This window comes from Pseudonocardia sp. UM4_GMWB1 (genome assembly GCF_017312155.1).
Lineage (GTDB): Bacteria > Actinomycetota > Actinomycetes > Mycobacteriales > Pseudonocardiaceae > Pseudonocardia > Pseudonocardia alni.
In genome coordinates this window covers 4,502,155-4,525,786 of the sequence record NZ_QJPN01000001.1, presented here as the reverse complement: position 1 = coordinate 4,525,786, position 23,632 = coordinate 4,502,155, and the positions used below count along the sequence as shown (strand labels likewise).

23 protein-coding genes are annotated in these 23,632 nt (G+C 75.2%); 13 read left to right on the top strand and 10 right to left on the bottom strand.

Going from position 1 to position 23,632, the window contains the following annotated elements; all coding sequences use genetic code 11:
• Positions 1-2: 2 nt before the first annotated feature.
• A complete protein-coding gene (locus DMP15_RS21045) occupies positions 3-845 on the bottom strand; it encodes a helix-turn-helix transcriptional regulator (protein ID WP_337826346.1) in 843 nt (280 codons plus the stop codon).
• Between the two features lie 101 nt (positions 846-946).
• On the opposite strand from DMP15_RS21045, the gene DMP15_RS21040 reads away from it, so the two are divergent.
• The 6 genes from DMP15_RS21040 to DMP15_RS21015 all read left to right on the top strand — a co-directional run bounded on the left by DMP15_RS21040 (position 947) and on the right by DMP15_RS21015 (position 4,547).
• Positions 947-1,705, top strand: a complete 759-nt coding sequence (locus DMP15_RS21040; RefSeq protein ID WP_337826345.1) for an SDR family oxidoreductase — start codon at positions 947-949, stop codon at positions 1,703-1,705.
• 44 nt (positions 1,706-1,749) lie between these two features.
• A complete protein-coding gene (locus tag DMP15_RS21035; protein ID WP_337826344.1) occupies positions 1,750-1,956 on the top strand; it encodes a tautomerase family protein in 207 nt (68 codons plus the stop codon).
• Positions 1,957-2,057: 101 nt separating this feature from the next.
• Entirely contained in the window at positions 2,058-3,314 is a 1,257-nt protein-coding gene (locus tag DMP15_RS21030; RefSeq protein ID WP_337826343.1) for an alpha-hydroxy-acid oxidizing protein, read from the top strand.
• 61 nt (positions 3,315-3,375) lie between these two features.
• Positions 3,376-3,783: a DoxX family protein gene (locus tag DMP15_RS21025; RefSeq protein WP_073574052.1), complete on the top strand. Its 408-nt coding sequence runs from the start codon at positions 3,376-3,378 to the stop codon at positions 3,781-3,783.
• A gap of 42 nt (positions 3,784-3,825) precedes the next feature.
• Positions 3,826-4,197 (top strand): hypothetical protein, encoded by a 372-nt coding sequence (locus DMP15_RS21020; protein WP_179760540.1) that lies wholly within the window; start codon positions 3,826-3,828, stop codon positions 4,195-4,197.
• A gap of 146 nt (positions 4,198-4,343) precedes the next feature.
• A complete protein-coding gene (locus DMP15_RS21015) occupies positions 4,344-4,547 on the top strand; it encodes a cold-shock protein (RefSeq protein ID WP_020624259.1) in 204 nt (67 codons plus the stop codon).
• A 67-nt stretch (positions 4,548-4,614) separates the two neighbouring features.
• Here DMP15_RS21015 and DMP15_RS21010 read toward each other — a convergent pair whose 3' ends face one another.
• The 3 genes from DMP15_RS21010 to DMP15_RS21000 form a co-directional block, all read right to left on the bottom strand.
• Positions 4,615-5,262, bottom strand: coding sequence for a TetR/AcrR family transcriptional regulator (locus DMP15_RS21010; protein WP_073574051.1), 648 nt, complete (start codon positions 5,260-5,262; stop codon positions 4,615-4,617).
• A gap of 160 nt (positions 5,263-5,422) precedes the next feature.
• On the bottom strand, positions 5,423-7,039 hold the full coding sequence (locus DMP15_RS21005) for an alpha/beta hydrolase (RefSeq protein ID WP_337826342.1): 1,617 nt from the start codon (positions 7,037-7,039) through the stop codon (positions 5,423-5,425).
• The gene (locus tag DMP15_RS21000) at positions 7,036-7,395 is read right to left on the bottom strand and encodes a hypothetical protein (protein WP_073574049.1); all 360 of its coding nucleotides are present in this window, start codon (positions 7,393-7,395) and stop codon (positions 7,036-7,038) included. The genes DMP15_RS21005 and DMP15_RS21000 overlap by 4 nt, the downstream gene beginning before the upstream one ends.
• A 202-nt stretch (positions 7,396-7,597) precedes the next feature.
• On the opposite strand from DMP15_RS21000, the gene DMP15_RS20995 reads away from it, so the two are divergent.
• Positions 7,598-8,062 (top strand): SRPBCC family protein, encoded by a 465-nt coding sequence (locus tag DMP15_RS20995; protein ID WP_073574048.1) that lies wholly within the window; start codon positions 7,598-7,600, stop codon positions 8,060-8,062.
• A 9-nt stretch (positions 8,063-8,071) separates the two neighbouring features.
• Here DMP15_RS20995 and DMP15_RS20990 read toward each other — a convergent pair whose 3' ends face one another.
• Positions 8,072-8,833, bottom strand: a complete 762-nt coding sequence (locus DMP15_RS20990) for an IclR family transcriptional regulator (protein WP_174565841.1) — start codon at positions 8,831-8,833, stop codon at positions 8,072-8,074.
• 127 nt (positions 8,834-8,960) lie between these two features.
• Here DMP15_RS20990 and DMP15_RS20985 point away from each other — a divergent pair, with 127 nt between their 5' ends.
• Genes DMP15_RS20985 through DMP15_RS20975 form a run of 3 tightly spaced genes read left to right on the top strand, consistent with a single transcriptional unit; the run spans position 8,961 to position 13,585 of the window.
• Positions 8,961-10,430 carry an aldehyde dehydrogenase family protein gene (locus DMP15_RS20985; RefSeq protein WP_337826341.1) on the top strand — a complete coding sequence of 490 codons (1,470 nt, stop codon included), beginning with the start codon at positions 8,961-8,963 and terminating at the stop codon, positions 10,428-10,430.
• 42 nt (positions 10,431-10,472) lie between these two features.
• Positions 10,473-12,029, top strand: a complete 1,557-nt coding sequence (locus DMP15_RS20980; protein ID WP_073574046.1) for an APC family permease — start codon at positions 10,473-10,475, stop codon at positions 12,027-12,029.
• Positions 12,026-13,585, top strand: coding sequence for a GMC family oxidoreductase N-terminal domain-containing protein (locus DMP15_RS20975; RefSeq protein ID WP_161152707.1), 1,560 nt, complete (start codon positions 12,026-12,028; stop codon positions 13,583-13,585). Before DMP15_RS20980 ends, DMP15_RS20975 begins: the two co-directional genes overlap by 4 nt.
• A gap of 151 nt (positions 13,586-13,736) precedes the next feature.
• On the opposite strand, the gene DMP15_RS20970 is transcribed toward DMP15_RS20975, so the two are convergent.
• Positions 13,737-16,175: a glycoside hydrolase family 3 C-terminal domain-containing protein gene (locus tag DMP15_RS20970; RefSeq protein WP_073574044.1), complete on the bottom strand. Its 2,439-nt coding sequence runs from the start codon at positions 16,173-16,175 to the stop codon at positions 13,737-13,739.
• Between the two features lie 60 nt (positions 16,176-16,235).
• Here DMP15_RS20970 and DMP15_RS20965 point away from each other — a divergent pair, with 60 nt between their 5' ends.
• Positions 16,236-16,895 carry a TetR/AcrR family transcriptional regulator gene (locus tag DMP15_RS20965; protein ID WP_337826340.1) on the top strand — a complete coding sequence of 220 codons (660 nt, stop codon included), beginning with the start codon at positions 16,236-16,238 and terminating at the stop codon, positions 16,893-16,895.
• 16 nt (positions 16,896-16,911) lie between these two features.
• Here DMP15_RS20965 and DMP15_RS20960 read toward each other — a convergent pair whose 3' ends face one another.
• Together DMP15_RS20960 and DMP15_RS20955 are read right to left on the bottom strand one after the other, a co-directional pair.
• Positions 16,912-17,679: a helical backbone metal receptor gene (locus tag DMP15_RS20960; protein ID WP_337826339.1), complete on the bottom strand. Its 768-nt coding sequence runs from the start codon at positions 17,677-17,679 to the stop codon at positions 16,912-16,914.
• Positions 17,680-17,760: 81 nt separating this feature from the next.
• Positions 17,761-18,660, bottom strand: coding sequence for a LysR family transcriptional regulator (locus tag DMP15_RS20955; RefSeq protein ID WP_337826338.1), 900 nt, complete (start codon positions 18,658-18,660; stop codon positions 17,761-17,763).
• A gap of 67 nt (positions 18,661-18,727) precedes the next feature.
• Between DMP15_RS20955 and DMP15_RS20950 the strand changes: the two genes are divergently transcribed.
• On the top strand, positions 18,728-19,972 hold the full coding sequence (locus DMP15_RS20950) for an MFS transporter (protein WP_073574040.1): 1,245 nt from the start codon (positions 18,728-18,730) through the stop codon (positions 19,970-19,972).
• Between the two features lie 7 nt (positions 19,973-19,979).
• On the opposite strand, the gene DMP15_RS20945 is transcribed toward DMP15_RS20950, so the two are convergent.
• Positions 19,980-21,098 (bottom strand): serine/threonine-protein kinase, encoded by a 1,119-nt coding sequence (locus tag DMP15_RS20945; protein ID WP_073574039.1) that lies wholly within the window; start codon positions 21,096-21,098, stop codon positions 19,980-19,982.
• Positions 21,095-21,673, bottom strand: coding sequence for a hypothetical protein (locus DMP15_RS20940; protein ID WP_073574038.1), 579 nt, complete (start codon positions 21,671-21,673; stop codon positions 21,095-21,097). The genes DMP15_RS20945 and DMP15_RS20940 overlap by 4 nt, the downstream gene beginning before the upstream one ends.
• A 518-nt stretch (positions 21,674-22,191) precedes the next feature.
• Between DMP15_RS20940 and DMP15_RS20935 the strand changes: the two genes are divergently transcribed.
• Entirely contained in the window at positions 22,192-23,607 is a 1,416-nt protein-coding gene (locus DMP15_RS20935) for an MFS transporter (RefSeq protein ID WP_073574037.1), read from the top strand.
• Positions 23,608-23,632: the final 25 nt, after the last annotated feature.

The following is a 23,632-nucleotide window of genomic DNA, read 5'->3' as shown; positions in this document are numbered from 1 at the left end:
GTTCAGCCCGCGCTGAACTGCTCGCTGCCGATCACCCGGAGCAGCTCCAGGCGTCGTTCGGTCTCGCTGCGCGGCGCCGCGGTGAGCACGAGCAGCGCCTGGGACCGGTCCTCGGTGAACAGTGCCTGGCAGTCCACTTCCAGCTCGCCGAGCTCCGGGTGCAGCAGCGTCTTGTGGTCGGCGAACCGGCGCCCGACCTCGTGCAGCTCCCACAGGGCGGCGAACTCGGGGCTGCGCTCCGACAGCACCCCCACCAGCTCCCCGGCCCGCGACCGGGGCCCGAGCATCGCCAGTGCCGCCCGCAGCGTCGCGACCTGCGCGCGGCTCTGGCGCGGCCGGTCGTCGGGCGGGTACATGCGCCGGGCGTCCGGGTCGGTGAACCAGCGGAAGACCTCGCTGCGGGCGAGCCCGGTGTGGTGGGTGTGGTCGCCGAACAGCGCCCGGGCCATGTCGTTCTGCACGAGCGTCTCGCCGAGCACGGTCAGTATCAGGGCCGGGCTGTCGTGCAGCCGGTCCAGCACCCGCAACAGTGCCGGGGCCACATGCTCGGACACCGGGCCCGACGCCGGCGCGTTCCGGCCCGCACACCGGAACAGGTAGTCGCGCTCCTCGGTGCCCAGCCGCAGCGCCCGGGCCAGCGACGCCAGCATCTGCTCGCTCGGCTGCGGGCCGCGCTGCTGCTCCAGCCGCGTGTAGTAGTCGGTCGACATGACCGCGAGCGCCGCGACCTCCTCGCGGCGCAGCCCCGTCGTGCGCCGGCGCGGCCCGTCGGGGAGCCCGACGTCGCCGGGGCGGAGGCCGGCGCGGTGCCGGCGCAGGAAGTCGGCCAGGGCTGCTCGGTCCACGGCATCGAGTATCCGTGGGCACCCGCCGGGCGACCAGGGACCCGCGATCCCCCGATGACCGGTCTCTGCCGTCCCGTCCGCCGCGCGGCGACGGTGGGGACATGCAGATCACCGGACGCACCGTCTTCATCCCCGGCTCGACGAGCGGCATCGGACTCGCCCTGGCCCTGGCGCTGCACGAGCGCGGCAACACCGTGGTCCTCGGCGGACGGCGGCGCGACCTGCTCGACGAGCTCGTCGCCGCCCACCCCGGCCTCGACGCCGTCGAGATCGACACGGCCGACCCGGCGAGCGTCACGACGGCCGTCACCGAGGTCCTCGACCGGCACCCCGACCTCGACGTGCTCGTCGCGATGGCCGGGATCATGCGGGTCGAGGACTGGCACGGCCCCGAGGGCTTCCTCGCCTCGGCCGAGCAGGTCGTCACCACCAACCTGCTCGGCCCGATCCGGCTGATCGGCGCGCTCGTGGAGCACCTGCGGGGACGGCCGGTCGCGTCGGTGGTCACCGTGTCGTCCGGTCTGGCCTTCGTCCCGCTCGCCGCGACGCCCAGCTACAACGCCACCAAGGCCGCGGTGCACATGCTCACCGAGTCGCTGCGCCTGCAGCTCGCCGACACCACCGTCGAGCTCGTCGAGATCGTGCCGCCGTCGGTGGCGACGGAGCTGATGCCCGGCCAGCAGGACAGCCCGATCGCGATGCCGCTCGACGACTTCGTCGCCGAGGTGCTGACCCTGCTCCAGTCCCCGACACCGGGCGGGGAGGTGCTCGTCGACCGGGTGCTGCCGCTGCGCCACGCGGAGGCCCGCGGCGAGTACGCCGAGGTCGTCGCCCGCCTCAACGCGGCCGACCCGCACTGACCACCACGCCGTACCCGACCGTCCACCCGGAACAGGAGACACCCGTGCCGTTCGCCGACCTCGAGGTCCCTGCGGGCCTGCTCGACGCCGACGCCAAGCGCGAGCTCGTCGAGAAGGTCACCGACCTCTACGCCGCCACCTTCGGCGACGACGTCCGCGCCAACATCATGGTCCTCGTCGACGAGGTCGCCGACGGCGGCTGGGGGATCCGTGGGCAGGTCCTGGCCCTGGCCGACCTGCGGGGACGGTGACCGTCCGGCCCACCGCCCCCTGGACGCGGTCCGGTCCCGCGTCCGTCCGGGGCGGGCGGCACGGCCCGTAGGCTGACCGCGCGACGACGGGGGAGGGCGCCATGACGGCACCGGGCCGGGCTCGGCAGGAACGGATCTACCGCGAGGGCGTCTCCGGCGCCCGTCCCCGGGTCCCGACCGGTCCCGACGAGCTGGAGCGTCGCGCGCGGCGGGCCATGAGCCGGCGCGCCGACGCCTACGTCACCGGCGGCGCGGGCGCCGAGACCACGATGCGCGCCAACCGGGCGGCGTTCGCCCGCCGGGAGATCGTTCCGCGGGTGCTGCGCGACGTGGGCGAGCGCGACCTCGCCGTCGAGCTGTTCGGCCGCACGCTGCCCGCCCCGCTGCTCCTCGCCCCGATCGGCGCGCTGGACCTGGTCCGGCGCGGCGCCGACCTCGCCGTCGCCCGCGGAGCCGCGGCCGCCGGGGTCCCGATGGTGATCTCCAACCAGGCGGGGACGCCGATGGAGGACATCGCCGCGGTCGGCGGCCCCACCTGGTTCCAGCTGTACTGGTCCACCTCCGACGAGCTCGTCGACAGCTTCCTGCGCCGCGCCGAGGCCTCCGGCTGCGACGCCGTGGTCGTCACCCTCGACACGACGATGCTCGGCTGGCGCCCCCGCGACCTCGACCTGGGCCACCTGCCCTTCGCCCGCGGAATCGGGATCGCCCAGTACACCTCCGACCCGGTGTTCCGCGGCCTGGTGGAGCAGACCCTCGCCGCGCCGTCGGCCGGGGCGCCGCCGAGGGTCACCCCGCAGGCCGTGCGCACCCTGCTCGAGATCACCCGCAACGCCCCGGGACGGTTCCGGGACAACCTGCGCTCGCCCGTCCCGCGGGCGGCCGTGGAGACCTTCCTGCGGGTCTACTCGCGACCGCGGCTGTCCTGGGAGGACCTGGCGACCCTGCGCTCGCGGACCCGGCTGCCGATCCTGCTCAAGGGTGTCCTGCATCCCGACGACGCCCGCCGGGCCGCCGACGCCGGTGTGGACGGTGTCGTCGTGTCCAACCACGGGGGCCGCCAGATCGACCACGCTGTCGCCTCACTGGACGCGCTGCCCGGTGTCGTCGACGCCGTCGGCGACGCGCTGCCGGTGCTGCTCGACTCCGGGGTGCGCACCGGGGCCGACGTCGCGACCGCGGTCCGGCTCGGCGCCCGCGCCGTACTGCTGGGGCGCCCGTTCGTGCACGGGCTCGCCCTGGACGGGGCCCGCGGCGTCGCGCAGGTGCTGCAGAACGTCGTCGCCGAGCTCGACCTGGTCTGCGGGCTGGCGGGGGCCACCACCCCGGGCGGGATCGAGCTGCGCGAGCGTCCCTGACGGGGCACCCGGCGGTGCGGTCCGGCGCGCCCGCCCGCCCGGGTCGTGGCACGGTCGGAACATGACGCGCACGACGGCCACCCGCACCCGGCAGGACGTCGCCCGCCTCGCGCTCGGCGCGATGCTGGTGTTCGCCGGGACCTCGCACCTCACCTTCGCCCGCCGCGAGTTCCGTGCCCAGGTCCCGCCGTGGGTCCCGATGGACACCGACGACGTCGTGCTGCTCTCCGGGGCCGCCGAGATCGCGCTCGGCGCCGCGCTGGCCGGCCTCCCGAAGGAGCGCCGCCGGGTCGGCGGCCTGGCCGCCGCGTTCTTCACCGCGATCGTCCCCGGCAACGTCTCCCAGTACCGCAACCGCGTCGACGGGTTCGGTCTCGACACCGACACGAAGCGCGCCGCGCGGCTGGCCGGGCAGCCGCTGCTGGTGGCGTGGGCGCTCTACGCGGGCGGGCTGATCCCGCGCCGGTGAGCCGGTGCCGGTCCGTCGCCGGTTGACCGTCATGATCACCGGATGGACGCGATGGTGCGGATCGGGCTCGTCGAGCTCGCTCTCGGTGCGATGCTGGGCTGGGCGGTGGTCGTGTCGGTGACCCGCCCCGACGCGTGGCGGCGGATCGGGATCGTGGAGCCGCGCCGGCTGCTGCAGGCGCATCTCGACGTCGTGTTGATGGGGCTGATCCTGGTCGCCGTCGGGCTGGCCGCGCCGGACCTGCCGGGCTGGCTCGTGGCGGTACTGGTGTTCGGGACCTGGGTCAACCCGGCGCTGTTCGTGCCGATGGCCTGGAGACCGGACGTCGTCCGGCACCCGGTCTTCCGGGTCGTCAGCGGACTGTCTTTCGTCGCGACCAGCGGCGGGCTGGTGCTGGCCGCGATCCTCGGCTGAGCGCGCCGGGGGCCCGGAAAAACGGGCGAACGGGACGCCCGACGCGACGCGCCGGTACCCGATCGCACGTCGCCTGTAGCACGGCGGGCTCTGGTGCGGCTAATGTCCACCCCGTAGGAACCGGCAAGACGCGAGGAGACATCCGGATGCCACAGGGAACCGTCAAGTGGTTCAACGCGGAGAAGGGGTACGGGTTCATCACGCCGGACGGAGGCGGGCAGGACCTGTTCGTCCACTTCAGCGCGATCCAGTCCTCCGGATACCGCAGCCTCGACGAGGGGCAGACCGTGACCTTCGAGGTCACCCAGGGTCAGAAGGGTCCGCAGGCGGACCAGGTCGTTCCCACCTGACCGCCTGATCCGACGCCGACGCCCGGGGTGCTCACGCGAAGCACCCCGGGCGTCGTCGTGTCGGGGGTCAGGACGCCAGACGGGTCTCCAGCCCGGCGACGACCAGCTCGACGCGGCTCAGCGTCCAGCTGCGCGGTGGGTCGTCGATCCGGTCGCGGAACACCGCCCGGATCTGGGCGTCGAACGGCTCGGCCGACTCCAGCACCTGGTCGCGCCGGCGCGCGTCCCCGGTGCCGGAGGAGCTGGCCGTCAGCCACGGCTGCATTCCCATGTGGATGGCGGTCGAGGCGCCCAGCGCCGCGTCCTCGGCGGTGAAGCCCGCCTCCAGCAGCCGGTCGGTCAGTCGCCGGAACGCCGACATCATCGCGTCGGGTGACTCCGGCAGCCGCACCATCGCGGGGGCGAGGCCCGGGTGCTCGGCCATCACGTCGAACGTCGCCGCCGCGAACGCCAGCATCTGCTCCTGCCACCGGCCCTCGTCGGTCGCGGGGAAGACGTCGTCGGTCACCACGTCGTCCACCAGCGCGGCGACGAGCGCCTCCAGGCTGGGGAAGTGGCGGTAGAACGTGGAGTACTTCACGCCGACCCGGGCGGTCACCGCGCCGACCGTCAGGTCGGAGAAGCCGAGCTCGCGCGCAGCGGCCAGCAGTGTCGCGCGGTCGGTCAGTGGCGGACGGCCGGTGCGCCGTGCCGGTCTGCTCTCGGTCTCGGTCACGCCCGCATGCTACTGCCCGTGCCCACGTCCGGGACAGGCTAGTCGCGGTTGGTCTGACGACTACCTGTGACCTGGCCCATCTCTGGTTCGTTGAGCGGTCGTTCGTTCGGCCGGACGGCCGTGCGGTGGTCTCGCAAAGCGGATCGATCACGACGGAGTGTCACGGCGGAACGGATGCTCCGGCGACGATCCGGCCCAGGGTGCGCAGGCTCGGCGAGCCGGGGTCCCAGTAGCCGCCGTGCGCGGCGGCGAACGCGGACTCGTCGTTCGGGGTGGCCGGGTCGTCCGGGCGCGGGAGCGCCGACCCGGGGGCCGAGTCGAACACCCGTGCACCGAACCCCGGTGCCGCCGGGTCCGGGCCGTGCAGGAGCCCGGTCGGGGCGAGACCGCGCGAGGTCGCGAAGACCTCGACCCCGGGCACCCGGCCGATCGGGTCGTGCCGCGCGGTCGTCGCCCAGACGTGCCCGGGTGCGCTGCCGAGCTCGGAGGCGTGCCCCGTGTCGGTCCCGGGGCTGCCGACGAACACGACGTCGTCGGCGTCGAGGCCGCCGCCCCGGGCGGCGTTCCCGAGCACCGTCGAGCCGTAGGAGTGCCCGACGACGGTCAGGTGCACCGGTCCGGCGTGCCCGGCCCGCAGGCCGTCCTGGAAGGACCGCAGGTCCCCGGCGGCGGCGCGGGCGGCAGCGGGGTCCGCCGCCGCGAGCAGGTCCGGGGGAGCGTCGTAGCCGGTCCACAGGACCGCGGCGACGGCACCGTCCGGCGCGGCCGCCCGGGCGGCGGCGCGGGTCGCCTCGACCCGGGCCAGGTCACCGGGCACCGTGCCCCAGCCCGCGGTCGTCCCCGGGACGTGGGTGAGCACGTGCGCGGCGCGGTCCGGATCGCCGACGGCGAGCACGAGCCGCCCGCCGGTGTTCCCGCGCTCCAGGCGGAGCAGGTACGCGTCGCCGGCGTCCAGGCGTCGACGGGTGGTCTCCAGTCCGGCCGAGGCCCGCCGGGCGCGGTCCGCGCCCGCGGTGTCCCCGGCCCGGTCCAGCAGCGCCGCCCGGGCCCGCAGCCGGGACAGCTCGGCGTCGAGCAGGACCCGGTTCGCCCGATCCCGGTCGGCGACCGGCACACCGTCCAGCCCGCCGACGAGCCCGGGCCGGGTGTGCAGCAGCTGCTCCCGGTCGGCCCCGGGCAGCCCGGTCCACCAGGACCGCACGGCGCCGCCGTCCGCACCGGCGGGCGGCGCCGCGGCGGACGCGACCGGGCGGGGCACCGCCGCGGGGGCGGGGCGGAGCGCGTCGAGCGCGGCGGCCGTGGCGCGGTCGGACCGGGCGGCGGCGCCGACGGCGTCGGCGACCGCGGTGGACAGGCGGACCAGGTCCGCTCCGAAGCGGGCGACCATCGCCGGCAGCCGCCACACACCCGGCGGGTGCGCGCCGAGGCCGGCGCACAGCGTGCCGCGCTCGAGGTCGACGACGAACTGCGGGTGCACCGCGAGCGCGGCGACGACGAGCCGGCGCTGGGCGTCGAGCACCTCACCGGCGTGGGTGCCCAACACCTGCGCGGCCCGGGACGCGGTACCCGCGTCGGCACGCAGCCTGCGCACCTGCTCGGCGCGGGCGAGCGCGGCCGCGTCGGCGTCGGCCCCGCTCCACGACCCCGGTGCGCAGCGGTCCAGCTCGGCCGCGCGGTCGGACAGGGCCCGGGACACCCCGTCCCAGGTGCCGGCGCGGCGCAGCCACGCGCCGGGGTCGGCGGTGACGAGGTCGCCCAGCGCGGGTCCGGCGCTCACGAGGCGCGTCCGGCGAACGCCACCGCGGCGTCGTCGTCGGCGGCGCGCCAGGCCGCGGCGGCCGCGCGCAGGGCCGACGCCGTCGACGCGGTGTGCCCCGCGTGCTCCCGGACGGCCCGCACCATCGCGTCCTCCCAGGCCGCGGCGGCCGTCCCGGCCGCGAAGCCGGGCACCGGCACGGCGGGGCCGACGAGCGCCGCGTCCCCGGTGAGGCCCTCGGCGACGCGGTCGAGCGCCGTCGCGGCGACGTCGAGACCGTCCGGGTCGGAGTGCGCCGTCCCGTCCGACGACGGGCGCGGTCCGGGGCGGGGCCCGCCACTCGTCCACGGCGTCCCCGGTCGGTCTCGGTCGTGCACCGCGGCACCTCCGTCGTCGGTGGCGGGCCCGCCCGGCCCGCCCGCGTCGGGAGGAGTGTGCGTGCCGCGCGCCCCCGGCACGGGCGTTCCGGGGAAACCGGCACGGGGCCCGCGATCATGACCGGTCGCCGTGAGACCATCTGCGCCGGTCGGGAGCAGCGGGCCGGGTCCCGAGCGGCGCCCGGTCGGGGAGAGGAGCGTCGTGGTCGGCGTCCAGCGGGTGATGACGGTGTCCACCCCTGCCGAGACGGTGCTCGGTTACCTGGCCGACCACGGGCACAGCGAGATCTGGGACCCCACCGTGCGCTCCAGCACCCGCTCCGACGGCGGCGGCCCGGTCGCGGTCGGCGCCGCCTGGCACACGGTGTCGGTGTGGGGCGGACGGGAGAGCGAGCTCGACCACACGCTGCGGGAGCTGACGGCCGGTCGGGTCGTGTTCGTCGGGGAGAACCCGACGGTCACCGCGACCGAGGAGATCGTCGTCGAGCCGGCCGAGGGTGGGGGGAGCGTCGTGAGCTTCCACGCCCGGGTACGGCTCAAGGGTCTGCTGAAGCTGGCGGCGCCGTTCCTGCGGCGCGAGTTCGAGCGGCACGGCGACGAGCTGGAGCGCACCCTGCCGCCGGTGCTGGAACGCCTGCAGGGGCCCGCGCCGGCCCCGCCGCCGTAGGCCCGCGGCTCAGCGGTCGCGCCAGAACCCCATGCGACGGCTGATCTCACGCCCCGCGGCGACGACCTCCGGGGTGATCCGCTCGATCCGCTCGGCGGAGAGCCGGTAGGCGGGCCCGGACACGGAGAGCGCGGCCACCACCGCACCGCCGTGGTCCACCACCGGCGCGGCGACGGCGTTGAGGCCGGTCTCCAGCTCCTCCAGCGACCACGCGTACCCGTGCCGGCGGACCCGGCGCAGCTCCTCCACGAGCGTGTCGCGGGCCTGCTCCGGCACCGTGTCCGGCATCGTTCCCGGGTCGTCGAGGACGACCGAGGCGAGCAGCACCTTGCCGCTGGAGGTGTTGTGCATCGGGGTGATCCGGCCGAGCCAGTTGAACGTGGTGACCATCGACGGGCCGCGGGCCTGGTCGACGTTGACCGCCCACCCGCGGTCGGGGATGGCGATGTTGACGGTCTCGCCGAGCCGCTCCGCGAGCGTCTCGCAGACCGGATGGCCCTGGGTGGTGACCTCCAGGCGCTCGGCGACACGGCCGGCGAGCGGGATCAGCCCGAACCCGAGGCGGTACTTGCCGCGGTCGGCGATCTGCTCGACCAGGCCGCGCTCCTCCAGCGCCCCGAGCAGCCGGAAGGCGGTCGACTTGTGGACGTCGAGCGAGGCCGCGAGCTCGCTGACCCCCGCCTCGCTGCGGTCGGCCAGCAGGGTCAGCAGGGTGATGGCCCGGTCGACCGACTGCACCCCGGGCTCCCGTCCGCGCACCGTGTTGCTCATTGCGCAACCCTAACCCGGCATTCCGTACGTCGCCACGTGGGGCGGCTGGAAAGCGGGACCGTGTCCCCGCACACGGGTGCCCGGCCCGGGTTTGCACACCGACCGGTTCCCGGTGAAAGCTCGCGCCGTGCCGAGCCTCTACATCGACGGAAGCTGGACCACCGGGTCCGCCGGGACCGCCCCGGTGATCAACCCCTACGACGCCTCGACGGTCACCGAGGTCGACCAGGCCGGACCCGACGACGTCGACCGTGCCGTCGCCGCCGCGCGCCGTGCCTTCGACGACGGACCGTGGCGGCGGACCACGACCGGCGAGCGCGGTGCGCTCCTCGGGCGGATCGCCGACCTGCTGGTGCGGGACCGCGAGAAGATCGCCCGGCTGGAGACCCTCGACACCGGCAAGACGATCGCGGAGGGCCGCCAGGACGTCGACGACGTCACCGCCGTCTTCCGCTACTACGCCGGGCTGGCAGACAAGGACGCCGGCCGGATCGTCGACACGGGCAACCCGGCCGTGGTGTCGCGGATCGTGCACGAGCCGGTCGGTGTCTGCGCGCTGATCACCCCGTGGAACTACCCGCTGCTGCAGCTGTCCTGGAAGGTCGCCCCGGCGATCGCCGCCGGCAACACGATGGTGATCAAGCCCAGCGAGGTCACCCCGCTGACCTCGATCGTGCTGGTGGAGCTGTGCGAGGAGGTCGGGGTCCCGGCCGGCGTGGTGAACATCGTGCTCGGCGACGGGCCGTCGGTCGGCGCCCCGCTGACCGAGCACCCGGACGTGGACATGGTCAGCTTCACCGGCGGCCTGTCCACCGGCCAGAAGATCATCCGAGCGTCGGCCGAGACGGTGAAGCGCACCGCCGTCGAGCTGGGCGGGAAGAACCCGAACATCGTCTTCGCCGACACCGACTTCGAGCTCGCCGTCGACTACGTGATGCTCGCGGTGTTCCTGCACTCCGGTCAGGTCTGCTCCGCGGGGGCCCGACTGATCATCGAGGGCTCGGTCGCCGACGCCGTCGTGGACGAGGTGGTGCGCCGCGCGCAGCGGATCCGGCTCGGCAACGGTCTCACCGACGGCGTCGAGGTCGGCCCGCTGGTCTCCGCCGCGCACCTGGCCAAGATCGAGGACTTCGTCGCGGCCGCCCGCGCCGAGGGCGCCACGATCCGCTGCGGCGGCGCCCGCCCGGACGACCCGGACCTCGGGAAGGGCTACTTCTACCTGCCGACGGTGATCACCGACCTCGCGCCGGACTCGCGGCTGATCCGCGAGGAGACCTTCGGCCCGCTGCTGACCGTCGAGCGGTTCACCACCGAGGAGGAGGCCGTCCGCCTGGGCAACGACACCGAGTACGGGCTGGCCGGTGCGGTGTTCACCGCCGACATGGGCCGCGCCCACCGGGTCGCGTCCGCGCTGCGCCACGGCACCGTCTGGATCAACGACTTCCACCCGTACTTCCCGGGCGCGGAGTGGGGCGGCATGGGCCGGTCCGGCAACGGCCGCGAGCTGGGCCCGACCGGGCTGGCCGAGTACCAGGAGATCAAGCACGTGTGGACCAACACCGCTCCGCAGCCCCAGGGATGGTTCTCGGGCCGCTGAGGCCGCCATGATGACGCGACGCAACGGCCCAGGAGGTCCACGATGACCGTTCCCGAACCGACCCGGCGGGACCGCTCCCCGGGCGCCGACGGCGACGGGGGAGGGCTCGCCGAGTTCGGCTACAGCCAGACCCTCGACCGCAGCATCGGCAAGTTCGCCAGCTTCGCGGCCGGGATCAGCTACATCTCGATCCTGACCGGCACGTTCCAGCTGTTCTACTTCGGCTTCGGCACCGGCGGCGCGGCCTACTGGTGGTCCTGGCCGATGGTGTTCGCCGGCCAGTTCATGGTCGCGCTGTCCTTCGCCGAGCTGGCCGGGCGCTACCCGGTCGCCGGGTCGGTCTACAACTGGTCCAAGCAGCTGGCCGGGCCGACCGTGTCCTGGCTGGCCGGCTGGATGATGTTCACCGCCTCGGTGGTGTCGCTGGCGGCGGTCGCGCTGGCCGCGCAGCTGACGTTCCCGCAGATCTGGTCGGGTTTCCAGCTCGTCGGCGACACCTCCGACGCGGGCGACGCCGCCGTCAACGGCGTGCTGCTCGGCGCGATCCTGATCGTGCTCACCACGGTGATCAACGCGGTCGGGGTGAAGCTGATGGCGCGGATCAACTCCACCGGGGTGTTCATCGAGCTGATCGCCGCCGTCGTCATCGTCGTGGCGCTGCTGCTGAGCATCCGCAACCCCGTCTCGGTGCTGTTCGAGACCCCGGCGCCGGCGGCGGGCGGCGGCGGCTACTTCGGCACGTTCCTGGTCGCGGCGCTCGCCTCGGCCTACGTGATGTACGGCTTCGACACCGCCAGCTCGCTCGGCGAGGAGACGGTCGACCCGCGGCGCACCGCCCCGGCGGCGATCCTGCGTGCGGTCGTCGCGTCGTTCGTGCTCGGCGGGCTGATCCTGCTCGGGATCATCCTGGCCGCACCGGACCTGGCCGACCCGCGCCTGGGCAGCAAGGACGGCGGCGGGCAGCTCGTGCTGCTGGAGGTCGCCGGCGGCACCATCGGGCGGGTCTTCCTGATCACCATCAGCATCGCGGTGATCGTCTGCCTGCTCGCGGTGCACACCGCGGCGATCCGGCTGATGTTCGCGATGGCCCGCGACAACGCACTGCCCGCCGGCTCCGTGCTGGCGCGGATCGACCCGAGGCACAAGACGCCGGTGGTGCCGGCGATCGTCGTCGGGCTGGTCGCGATCCTGATCCTGGTCGCGAACGTCGGCGTGCCCGAGGTCTTCACCGCGGTCACCAGCGTCGCGATCATCATGATCTACATCGCGTACCTGCTGGTCACGGTGCCGATGCTGGTGCGGCGGCTGCGCGGGCAGTGGCCGGACGAGGGCCAGAAGGGGTACTTCTCGCTGGGGCGTCTCGGCCTGCCGGTGAACGTGCTCGCGGTGCTGTGGGGCGCGGCGATGGCGATCAACCTGGCCTGGCCGCGCGAGGAGGTCTACGGCACCGGGTGGCTGCGGTTCATCGCGTTCCTGTTCATCGGGGTCGTGGCACTGGCCGGGCTGGCGTGGTTCCGGCTGCGCGGCCGCCACGGGCTGGGCTGTCTGCCCGAGCACCGGGCGAAGGAGATCGAGCAGGGCATGGGGGAGACGGCGTGACCGACCGGTTCGACTACATCGTGGTGGGTGGCGGCTCGGCGGGCTGCGCGCTCGCCGCGCGGCTCTCGGAGGACCCCGCGGCGCGGGTGCTGCTGCTGGAGGCGGGCCCGTCCGACGTCGGCGACCCGAACATCCTGCGGCTCACCGACTGGATGGCGCTGCTCGACTCCGGCTACGACTGGGACTACCCGGTCGAGCCGCAGGAGCGCGGCAACTCCCACATGCGCCACGCCCGCGCGAAGGTGCTCGGCGGCTGCGGCTCGCACAACTCCTGCATCGCCTTCTGGACCCCGCGCGAGGACCTCGACGAGTGGGCCGCGTCCGGCCTGACCGGCTGGTCCGCCGACGAGTGCTGGCCGCTGATCCGGCGCCTGGAGACCAACGACGGCGACTGGGACGGCCACGGCCGCTCCGGCCCGGTCAACCTCATGCAGATCCCCGCGAAGGACCCCTGCGGCGACGCCGTGCTGGCCGCCGCCGCGCAGGTCGGCATGCCGACGGTGCGGTTCAACGAGGGCCACACCGTCACCGACGGCGCCGGGTACTTCCAGATCAACTCCTTCCCCGACGGCACCCGCGCCTCGGCGTCGGTGTCCTACCTGCACCCGATCCTGGGCTCGCGCCCGAACCTGGAGGTGCGCACCGACTGCTGGGCCTCGCAGGTGCTGTTCGACGGCACCCGCGCCACCGGCGTCGAGTACCAGCGGGGCATCGGTCCGGGCCGCGAGACCGCGCACGCCGAGCGCGAGGTGATCCTCTCCGCGGGGGCGATCGACACCCCGAAGCTGCTGATGCTCTCGGGCATCGGCCCGGGGGAGCACCTGCGCGAGTTCGGCATCGAGGTCCGCTCGGACCTGCCCGGTGTCGGCTCGAACCTCGACGACCACGTCGAGGGCCTGGTCTTCTGGGACGCGGCGAAGCCGATGGTCACCGAGTCGACGCAGTGGTGGGAGATCGGGCTGTTCGCCCGTACCGACCCGGCCCTGGACCGGCCGGACCTGATGATGCACTACGGCTCGGTGCCGTTCGACATGAACACACTGCGGTGGGGCTACCCGACCACCGACAACGGGTTCTGCCTCACCCCGAACGTCACCCGTGGCCGGTCCCGGGGGACCGTGCGGCTGCGCACCCGCGACTTCCGGGACCGGGCCCGGGTCGACCCGCGCTACTTCACCGACCCCGAGGGCCACGACATGCGGGTGATGACCGCGGGCATCCGGCTGGCCCGCCGCATCGCCGAGCAGCCGGAGCTGAAGGAGTGGATCGCCGCCGAGCTGGCGCCGGGCCCGGACGCCGTGACCGACGACGAGCTCGCCGACTACATCGGCAAGACCCACAACACCGTCTACCACCCGGCGTGCACCGCGCGGATGGGCGCCGACGGCGACCCGGGCGCCGTCCTGGACCCGCAGCTGCGGGTCCGCGGGGTGCAGGGTCTGCGGGTCGCCGACGCGTCGGCGATGCCGTTCCTGCCGGCGATCAACCCGAACATCACCACGATGATGATCGGGGAGAAGTGCTCGGACCTGGTGCGGGCCGCGCACGCCGGCTGACCCGACCGGCCCGGCTCAGCCGGGAACGGCCGCCAGGTGCCGGTCGACGAGGTCGTCGACCGGGACGTCGTCGGCGGAGTTGTCCAGCGTCACGTGCGTCGCGCCGGTCCGGTGGACGAGGTCACGCTCGAGCCCGCCACGGGCTGACCGCTCAGCCCTCGCCGACGACCTCCACCGTCGCGTGCAGCGGGGTGTCGGACACGGAGAACCCGAGGTGCAGGTCGTAGGTCCCCGGCTCGGTCGCCCACGTCCCGCCCGCACGGTGGCGGAACGCGCGCCGTGACACCGCCACGGTGGCCGTCGTCGTGCCGGGGGCGGCGTCGACGACCGCCCAGCCGACCAGCCGGCGGGCGGGCCGCTCGACGTCGGAGCCGGGCCGGGACAGGTAGGCCTGCACGACCTGGCGGCCCGCCCGGTCGCCGGTGTTGGTCAGGGTGACCGTCACCGCGACGCCGTCGGCCGACCAGGGCCCGGCGACGGCGTCGTCGAGGGTCCAGGTGGTGTAGCCGAGCCCGTGCCCGAACGGGTAGGCCGGCGTCTCGCCGTGGCGCAGCCAGTTGCGGTGCCCGACGTGCACGCCCTCGTCGTAGCGCAGGACGCCGCCGGTCGGGCGCCCGGAGAGCACCGAGCGCTCCTCGCCGGTGGCGGGCCAGGTGGTCGGCAGCCGCCCGCCCGGCTCGGCGTGCCCGAGCAGCACGTCGGCGACGGCGTCGCCGAAGCGCTCGCCGCCGAACCAGCCGAGCAGCACCGCGGCCACCTCGTCGCGCCAGGGCAGCAGCACCGGGGCACCGGAGTTGACCACCACCACGGTGCGCGGGTTGGCCGCGGCGACGGCCCGGACCAGGTCGTCCTGGTGGCCGGGCAGGGCCAGCGAGGTGCGGTCGAAGCCCTCGCTCTCGATCCGGTCACTGGTCCCGACCACCACGACGGCGACGTCGCAGGCCGCCGCCAGCGCGGCCGCCGCGGCCACCTCGGCCTGCGGGTCGGCGACGACGGTCTCGGTCCCGACGGTGAGCGCGAACAGTGCCATGCCGGCCTCGCCGCCGGACGGGCGGAACCGGAACACCAGGTCGACCGGTCCGTCGGTGCCGACCTCCCCGGTCACCGAGGGGGCCTCGAAGATCGCCGCGCCCGGACCCTCGTCGCCGGTCAGGACGGCCTCGGTGTCGAGCACCGCCGTCCCGTCGGCGTGCACCGTCACGTGCCCGACGGCGGCGGCCCCGACCCGGTGCGTCCCGGGCTCGGGTGCCCACCGTGCCGACACCTCGACGGTCTCGGCGCCGTCGGGGATCTCGGCGCCCATCCAGATCAGCGAGGCGCCGAGCCGGTGCTCGCTGCGCAGCGCGGAGCCGTCCGCGGCGCGGAACACCGCGCGCAGTCCGGGTTCCCCGGTGACCGGGTCGGTGACCGTGGCCGGGTCGAAGGGCTGCACGCCCTCGGCGACCTGCGCGCCCAGCCGGTACCGCACCCGGTCCTCGCCGAGCGCGGCGCGCAGCCCGTCCAGCGGCGCGACGACCGCGGCGGGTCGGACCGTGGCGCTCCCGCCGCCCTGGGTGCGGGCGAGCGCGGCGTTGTGCCCGAGCACCGCGACCGTGCCGAGCGACGAGGCGTCCCACGGCAGCTCGCCGGTGTTGCGCAGCAGGACGCTGCCCGCGGCGGCGAGCCCGCGGGCCACGGCGGCGCCGTCCTCGGCGGCCGGGACGGCGGGCGGCGTCGGTGCCCCCTCCAGCGCGCCGACCCGGGCGGCCAGGCGCAGCAGCCTCCGCAGCTTGCCGTCGACGACGGATTCCTCGACCTCGCCGTCGCGCACCGCGGCGACCAGGCGCTCGCCCCAGGCGCCCACCGGGCCGGGCATCACCAGGTGCTGCTCGGCGCGCGCCGACGCGACCGTGGTGCGCACCGCGCCCCAGTCCGACATCACGAGCCCGTCGAAGCCCCACTCGCCGGTGAGCGGCTCGGCGAGCAGCGGGTTCTCGCTCATCGTCGCGCCGTTGACGGCGTTGTAGGCCGACATCACCGCCCACGCCCCGGCCCGGGTGACGGCCGGTTCGAACGCGGCCAGGTACAGCTCGTGCAGCGCCCGCTCGTCGACCGCGTTGTCCACGGTGAAGCGCTCGGACTCGGCGTCGTTGGCGACGTAGTGCTTCGGTGTCGCGGCGACCCCGTGCGCCTGCAGCCCCTCCACGTAGGCCGCGGCGAGCTCGCCGGTCAGCAGCGGGTCCTCCGACAGCGCCTCGAAGTGGCGGCCGCCGAAGGGGGTGCGGTGCAGGTTGATCGTCGGCCCGAGGACGACGTCGGCGTGCTGCCGGCGGGCCTCGGCGCCCAGGGCCGAGCCGTAGCGGCGGGCGAGCTCCGGGTCCCAGGTCGCCCCCAGTGCCGTCGACGACGGCAGCGACAGTGACGGCGACCGCTCGTCGAAGCTCTCCCCGCGCACCCCGGACGGGCCGTCCGACAGCACCATCCGGCGCAGCCCGATCGCGGGCTCGGCCGGGGTGGACCAGAAGTCGGCCCCGGTCAGCAGCCGGACCTTCGCCTCCAGATCGAGCCGGGCGATGAGTGTGGTGAGCAGGTCCTCGTCGACGGAAGGCATGGGGCCACCGTACCCGTGAAAACCTAGTGACACTCGGGATTCGTGGGTTAGCCTCGACCGGTGACGACGGCACGCGGGCGCTACGCCAAGGGGCGGCAGCGGCGGGAGCAGATCCTGGACACGGCGCTGGAGGTGTTCGCGACCGGCGGGTTCCACGCGTCGTCGACGAAGGAGATCGCGCGCCGGGTCGGGGTCAGCGAGCCGACCCTGTTCCACTACTTCGGGTCCAAGCAGGCGCTGCTGGTCGCGGTGCTGCAGGCCCGCGACGAGCGCTCCGCCGCCGCGCGCGCCGAGCCCGGGAGCGGCCCCGAGGCGCTGCTGGAGACCGTGCGCGACAACGGGTCCGAGCCCGGTCTGGTCCGGCTGTACGCGGTCACCTCGGCCGAGGCGACCGATCCGGGTCACGCCGCCCACGACTGGTTCGCCCGGCGCTACGACCGGCTGCGGACCGCGCTCGTCGCGGAGCTGGAGCCCGGAGCGGGTCCGGGTGCGGACCCCGGTGCCGACCCCGGAGCCGGCGCGGCGCCCGCCGGGGAGCTCACCCCGGACCGGGTGGCCCGGCTGCTGCTGGCCGCGGCCGACGGGCTGCAGGTCCAGTGGCTGCTCGACCGCCCTCCCGGCGGCGCCCCGGTCGCCCCGGCCGACCCCGCCGACCCCGGCGGGTTCGACATGGCGGCCGACCTGCGTGCCCTCGTCGCGGCGCTCGTCCCGCCGCGGTGACGACGCCCGGGGGCGCTCAGCGGGTCCCGAGCGCGGCGGGCAGCTCCCGCGCCGCCTCCACCAGGCTCGGCCCGTACCAGGTCAGCAGCCGCCCGCTGACCAGCGCCGACGGCGCGTCGAACGCCTCGGGCCCGTCGTCGGCGGTGAACAGGTACGGCTCGTCGGGCAGCACGACGAGGTCGTGCTCCGGCAGCGCCGCGGGGTCGATCCGCGGGTAGCGCTCGGGGGAGCCGGCGAGTGCGTTGTCGATCCCGATCCGTTCCAGCACCGCGCCGGTGAAGGTGTCCGAGCCGACGGCCATCCACGGCCGCCGCCAGATCGGCACCACGGCGCGCCGCCGCGGCGACGCGGGCTCGACGTCGGCCCACAGCTCGCGGGCCTCGCGCAGCCAGCCGGGTTCGCCGAGCCCACAGGCGTCGAGCAGTCGGCCCAGCGAGGCGAGGCCGCCGTCGACGTCGCGGATGTCGGTGACGTAGACCGGCAGCCCCGCGGCGCGCAGCGCGTCCAGATCGGGGAGGCGGTTCTCCTCCTGGTTGGCGACGACCAGGTCCGGGGCCAGCGCGACGATCCGCTCGACGTCGGGGTTCTTCGTTCCCCGGATCCGTTCCGCGCGGAGGTCGCCGGGGTGGGTGCACCAGTCGGTCGCGCCGACGACGATGCCGGGCGCGGTCGCCTCCAGTGCCTCGGTCAGCGACGGCACGATCGACACGACCCGCCGCACGCTGCCCGGGACTCCGACCTCGCGGCCCTCGTCGTCGACCGGTGCCGCAGTCCGCGCAGTCATGGGGCCGACGGTATCCCGGGGCCGGGCCGGACGCGTCCCTGTCCAGCACCGCGGCCGTCCGCCGGGCCCGCCGACCCCGGTTCACCCGTGGTCGGCCAGCCACCGTGGCCCGTGCCGGACGACGAACGCCCGCAGGTCCCGCACCGGCGCCGTCGGCCGCGGGTCGGCCGCGTGCACCATCCCCAGCGTCCGCACGGTGTGCGGGCTGCGCACCGGCACCTGCACCACCCCCGGCACGTCCGGCCCGGCGGGGAGCAGCGCGACGCCCAGCCCGGCCCCGACCAGACCGCGCAGCGTCGCCGTCTCCCCGCCCTCGAACGCCCGGCGCGGGCGGAACCCGGCCTGCGCGCACCACGACTCCACCACCCCCTGCAGCCCGTAGCCGCGGGCGAACAGCAGGAACGGGTCGTCGGCGACCTCGGCGAGGTCCGCGGCACCAGCGCCCGCCAGCCGGTGCCCGGACGGCACCGCGAGGCGCAGCTCCTCCTCGGCCAGCGGGGTCGCGACCAGGCCCGGCTCGTCGGGCACGGGGGAGGTGAGGGCAAGGTCGACCCGGCCGTCACGGACCCGTTCCAGCAGTGCCGCGTGCGGCACCTGCACCAGCTCGATCCGCACCCGCGGGTGGTGCTCCCGGAACTCCCGCAGGATCCCCGGCACCGCGAAGGTGCCCATCGTCCCGAGGAAGCCGAGCGCGACCCGGCCGGTGACCGGGTCGGCGTCGCCCGCCAGCTCGGCGACGCCCGCACCGAGCTCGGCCAGCGCGGCCTCGGCCCGCGGCAGCAGCGTCCGCCCGGCCGCGGTCAGCGCCAGCCGGCGCCCGGACCGCCGGAACAGCGCGACGCCCAGTTCGCTCTCCAGCCGGGCGATCGCCCGCGACAGCGTGGGCTGCGGGACCCCGATCCGCTCCGCGGCGCGGGTGAGGTGACCGTCGCGCGCGACCGCGACGAAGCGGTGCAGCGCCGGTGCCAACGACTCATGCATCGATGCATGCTACGTCGACGACGCATGCATTGGACGCATCCGACGCCGACGCCTACGGTCGTGTGCGATGACAACGACCGAGCGCCCCCCGGCTCCGACCGCCACCCGGTCCGCCCCGCCCCACGAGCGCGGCACCCCCGGCTACCGGCGGCTCGGCATCGCCCTGTGGCTCTCGGGTCTGGCGACGTTCGTGCTGGTCTACAGCGTGCAGGGGCTGCTGCCGACGCTCTCGGCGGAGTTCGGCGTGCCCTCGTCGACGGCCAGCCTGGTCCTGTCGGCGACGACCGGCACCCTCGCCCTCGCCGTACTGCCGCTGTCCGCGCTCACCGAGTCCTGGGGCCGCGCGCGGGTCATGACCTGGGCGCTCGCGGCGTCGGCGGTCCTCGCACTGCTCGCCCCGCTGGCGCCCACCTTCGAGACCCTCGTCGTCGTCCGCGGGCTGCAGGGCATCGCCCTCGCGGCGCTGCCCGCCCTGTCGATGGCCCACCTCACCCACGAGGTCGCGCCGCGGCACCTCGGCGGCGCGGTCGGTCTGCTCATCGCCGGCAACACCCTCGGCGGGTTGTCCGGGCGGCTCGTCGCGTCCTGGGTCGCCGAGCTCGGCGGCTGGCGGGCCGGACTCGCCGCCGTCGGTGCGGTCTCGGTGCTCGCGACCGTCGCATTCCGGCTGCTCCTGCCGCCCGCGACGGCGCCCGCCCCGGCCCGCACGCGGCTGCGCGACCTCGGCGGACCGCTGCGCCGGCACCTCACCGACCGGGGCCTGCTCTGTCTGTTCGGGATGGCGTTCCTGCTGATGGGCGCGTTCGTGACCGTCTACAACTACCTCGGGTTCCGGCTGCTGGCCCCGCCGTTCTCGCTGCCCGGCACCCTGGTGGGGCTGGTGTTCCTCGGCTACCTCGCCGGCAGCTGGGCCTCCACCGGCGCGGGCAGGCTGGGGGACCGGTTCGGGCGCCGCCCGGTGCTGTGGGTGGCGACGCTGGTCGCGCTCGGCGGGATCTGGGTGACCCTGCCCGACCTGCTCCTCACCACCCTGGCCGGGCTGCTGCTGGTGACCGTCGGCTTCTTCGGCGCCCACTCGGTCGCCAGCTCCTGGGTGGGGCGGCGCTCGGCGATGCTGCCCGGTGCGGTGCCGGCCCAGGCGTCGTCGCTCTACCTGGTCGGCTACTACGCCGGGTCCAGCATCGGCGGCGCCGTCGGCGGGGTCGCCTACGACCACGCCGGCTGGGCGGGCGTCGTCGGCTACGTCAGCGCCCTGCTGGCCGGGGCGCTGGGGCTCGCCCTGGTCCTGCGGCGCACCCCGGCCCCGGCCTGAGCCCGGTTCAGAGCAGCAGGAGGGCCACGACCGCGCCGAGCAGCAGCAGCGCGGCCAGCACCAGCAGCAGCGCTCCGGCCCTGCGACGGCGGTCCGCGGCGGCACCGTCGTCGTGGTCGACCTCGGCCAGCGTGCTGTCCAGCGCGTGCGTCCCCGCCCCGTCCCCGGGTACCCCCGGCGCGGCCGGGACGGTGTCGTCACCGGCGGGTCGCTCCCGGGTGCCGACCGGCGGGGGAGCCGGGTCGCCGTGCACCGCGCGCAGCCGGGCGGCGAGTGCCGCGGCGTCGCGCGGGCGCCGGCCCGGGTCCTTGGCCAGGGACTGCAGGAGCACCTCCTCCAGCGCGGGTGGGACGCCCGGGCGCAGCGACGACGGCCGTGGCGGCGTCTCCCGCAGGTGCGCCACGACCACCGCGAGCGGGTCGGCGTCGGTGAACGGCGGCCGTCCGGTGAGCGCGGTGAACAGGCAGCAGGCCAGCGCGTACAGATCCGCACGGCCGTCGAGGTGCGCGGCGCCGCGGCCCTGCTCGGGGGCCAGGTAGAGCGGGGTGCCGATCACATGACCGGTCCGGGTGCGCCCGGCGCCGTCGCCGAGGCGCGCGATGCCGAAGTCGGTCACGACGACGGTCCCGTCCGGGCGCAGGATGATGTTGCCGGGGGTGACGTCGCGGTGCACCACCCCGGCCCGGTGCGCGGCGGCGAGCGCCTCGGACACGGCCGCCCCGATCCGGGTCACCTCCCGCGGCTCCAGCGGGCCGGTCCGCCCGATGCGCCGCGCGAGGGTCTCGCCCTCGACGTAGGACATGACGACCCAGGCCGTGTGACCGGTCGTGCCGGTGTCGTGCACGGTGACGACGCCGGGGTGGTCGATCGCGGCGGCGGCGCGGGCCTCGTCGCGCAGCCGGGCGACGTCGCCGTGGTCGCCCGCGCGCAGCAGCAGCTTGACCGCGACCGGGCGGTCCAGCTCCCGGTCGTGGGCCAGGTGCACCGTCGACATCCCGCCCCGGCCGAGCACGTGGCGCAGCTCGTAGCGCCCGCCCACCACGTCACCCGCGCCCGGCAGGCCGGACGGGATCTCGTCGGTGCGTTCCGGTCCGGCCGCGCCCGGCAGCTCGGCCGTCCCGCTCACGACGCCGGCAGCGTCCGCTGCGTGCTCTCCGGGTGCCCGGCGCCGATCAGCTCGTCGAACAGGTAGCCGTGGTCCAGCATCGCCCGGCGCAGCGACTCCGTGTCGGCGTCGTCCTCGGCGACGGCGACGGCGTGTGCCGCACGGTAGTGCCCGACCAGGTCGGGGTGGTCGACCGAGATCATCTCCTCGCGCTCGGAGAAGTGCTCGACCGGGTAGCCGCGGGTGCGCATCACCTGCTGCAGCAGGAGGTCGGTGTCGCGCAGCCCGGCCCGCGGGGTGCGGACGAAGGCGTTCTGCGCACCCGCGAAGTCCCCGGCGAACCGCTCGCGCTCGTCGGCGTCGAGGTCGCGTACGTCCAGCTCCCGGCGCCGGCTCAGCCGACGGCGCAGCTCGGTCTCGCCGCGGTCCTTCCCACCGGACTGCTCGACGACGTGGTCGTACTCCTGCCCGAAGTGCCGGCGCAGGGCGGCGGTCCTCCGGCGGCCGCGCACCCGGGACCCGACCACGAGGGCCAGGCCCAGCACGACCAGTACCACGACGGCGACGACGACCCACAGCATGACGTCCGGTGACATCGGTGATCCCCCTCCGGGACGAGACCCGTCCGAGCAGCATCCCGCCCCGCCGGCGATCACGCGCGGTGAACACAGGCAGGTCCCTCCGCATGGAGGAGTGACGCTCCGGAACGCGGGGCGCGCTGCTCCGTCCGCGTACGCAGGTGTGCGACACGCCGGGAGACGGTGCTCCGGGCAGGTGGAATCGTCTTCGGAACGGGAGGACATGTGTCCGTTTCGTCACCCGTGTGGAGCACACCCCCGCCGTCCGGCACGCTCCGCCGTCTGCCACGGTGGAGAAGCCCCCATCACCCCAGCAGCACCCCGGGAGGACCCCCGATGAAGAAGGCCGGTCGCAAGCTCTCCAAGGCCGCCGAGTCGTTCGTCGAGGCCATCGGCATCCTCGGCGGGTGGAACCGCGGGCGTCGCCGGAGCCGGCCCCGCCGCTGACGTCGGTGGGCGTTGCCACCGCCCGACTGTTTAGCTTGTGGTAAGCACATCATGTCCGGTTCCTCCGGGAAGACAGGTGTGCCCACCACGTGACCGACGCCGCCCACGACACCCACCGCCCGGCCGGGGACGGCTCCGCCGGGCCGCCCGGCGAGGACCCGCTGCCCCGGCGCGTGCCGGTCTTCGCCGTCGTCGGTCTGGCGCTGTTGATGTTCTCCCTCGACGGGACGTCGGTCGCCACCGCGCTGACGACGATCAGCGGCGACCTCGGCGCCGACCTGGCCTGGACCGGCTGGGTCGTGACCGTCGCCGCCGTCGGGCAGATCCTGGCGTTGCCACTGGGCGGCTGGCTGTCCGACCGCTTCGGCGGCCGGCGGATGTTCCTGGCCGGGGTCGCCGTGTTCACGGTGATGTCCGGGCTGAGCGCGCTCAGCCCCTCGATCGGCGTGCTCATCGCCTGCCGGCTGGTGCAGGGCCTCGCCGGCGGCGTGATGCTGCCGGCCGCCAACGGGATCGTCGCGCACCAGTTCGGACGTGACCGGGACCGGGCGCTCGCCCTGTTCACCAGCGTCTTCCCGATCGGCGCGATCCTCGGACCGCTGGTCGGCGGGCTGGTGCTCACCACCTGGACCTGGCACGGCATCTTCCTGGTGAACGTGCCGATCGGGATCCTGCTCGTCGCCGTCGGGCTGGCCCTGGTCGACGACCCTCCGCACCGGCGGACCGCGCGGATCGACGCCGTCGGGATCGCGCTGCTCGTCGTGACCCTGCTGGCCACGATGCTCACCATCACCCGGCTCGGCTCGCCGGGGTCGGGGCCCGGCTGGACCGTCCTGGCCGCTGTGGTCGCGCTGACGACGGGTGCGGTGTTCGTCCGGCACGCCCGGCGGCGGCCCGACGCGGTCGTCCCCGTCCACCTGCTCGCCGGACGCGGTCTGGGCATCATGAACGTCACCAACGTCGTCTTCGGCGCCGTGGTGATCGGGTTCTCGGCGACCCTGCCGCTCTACGCCCAGGTCCGCTACGACCTGCCCGCGTTCGTCGCCGGGGCGCTGCTGACCGGCCGCGCGATCGGCACCATCGTCACCTCGGCGGCCGCGGTCGCGCTGCTGCGCCGGCTGGGCTTCCGGCCGCTGCTGCTCGGGGGCCTGGTCGCCGTCGTCGCCGGGCTGGTGGTCACTGCGGTCGCGCCCCTGTTCGGCGGGCCCACGGTGTGGCTGCTCGCCGGCTCCACCCTGCTCGGCCTGGGCACGGGCCTGTCCGGGCCGGCCGCCAACAACGCCGGTATGCACCTGGTGCCCGACGAGGTCGCTGCGGTGTCCGGGCTGCGCATCATGTTCCGGCAGATGGGCGGCATCGCCGCGGTGTCGGTGCTGACCGCCGCCGTCACCGCCGCCGAGGACCCGGGCGTGGCCGCCGGGATCGCCTACGGGGTGCTGGCGGTGGCGCTCGCGGTGGTCGGCCTGGCGGCCGCGCGGATCCCGAACCGGCGCGGCCGCTGGTGAGGGAGGCGGGGCCGGGTGGACCGGC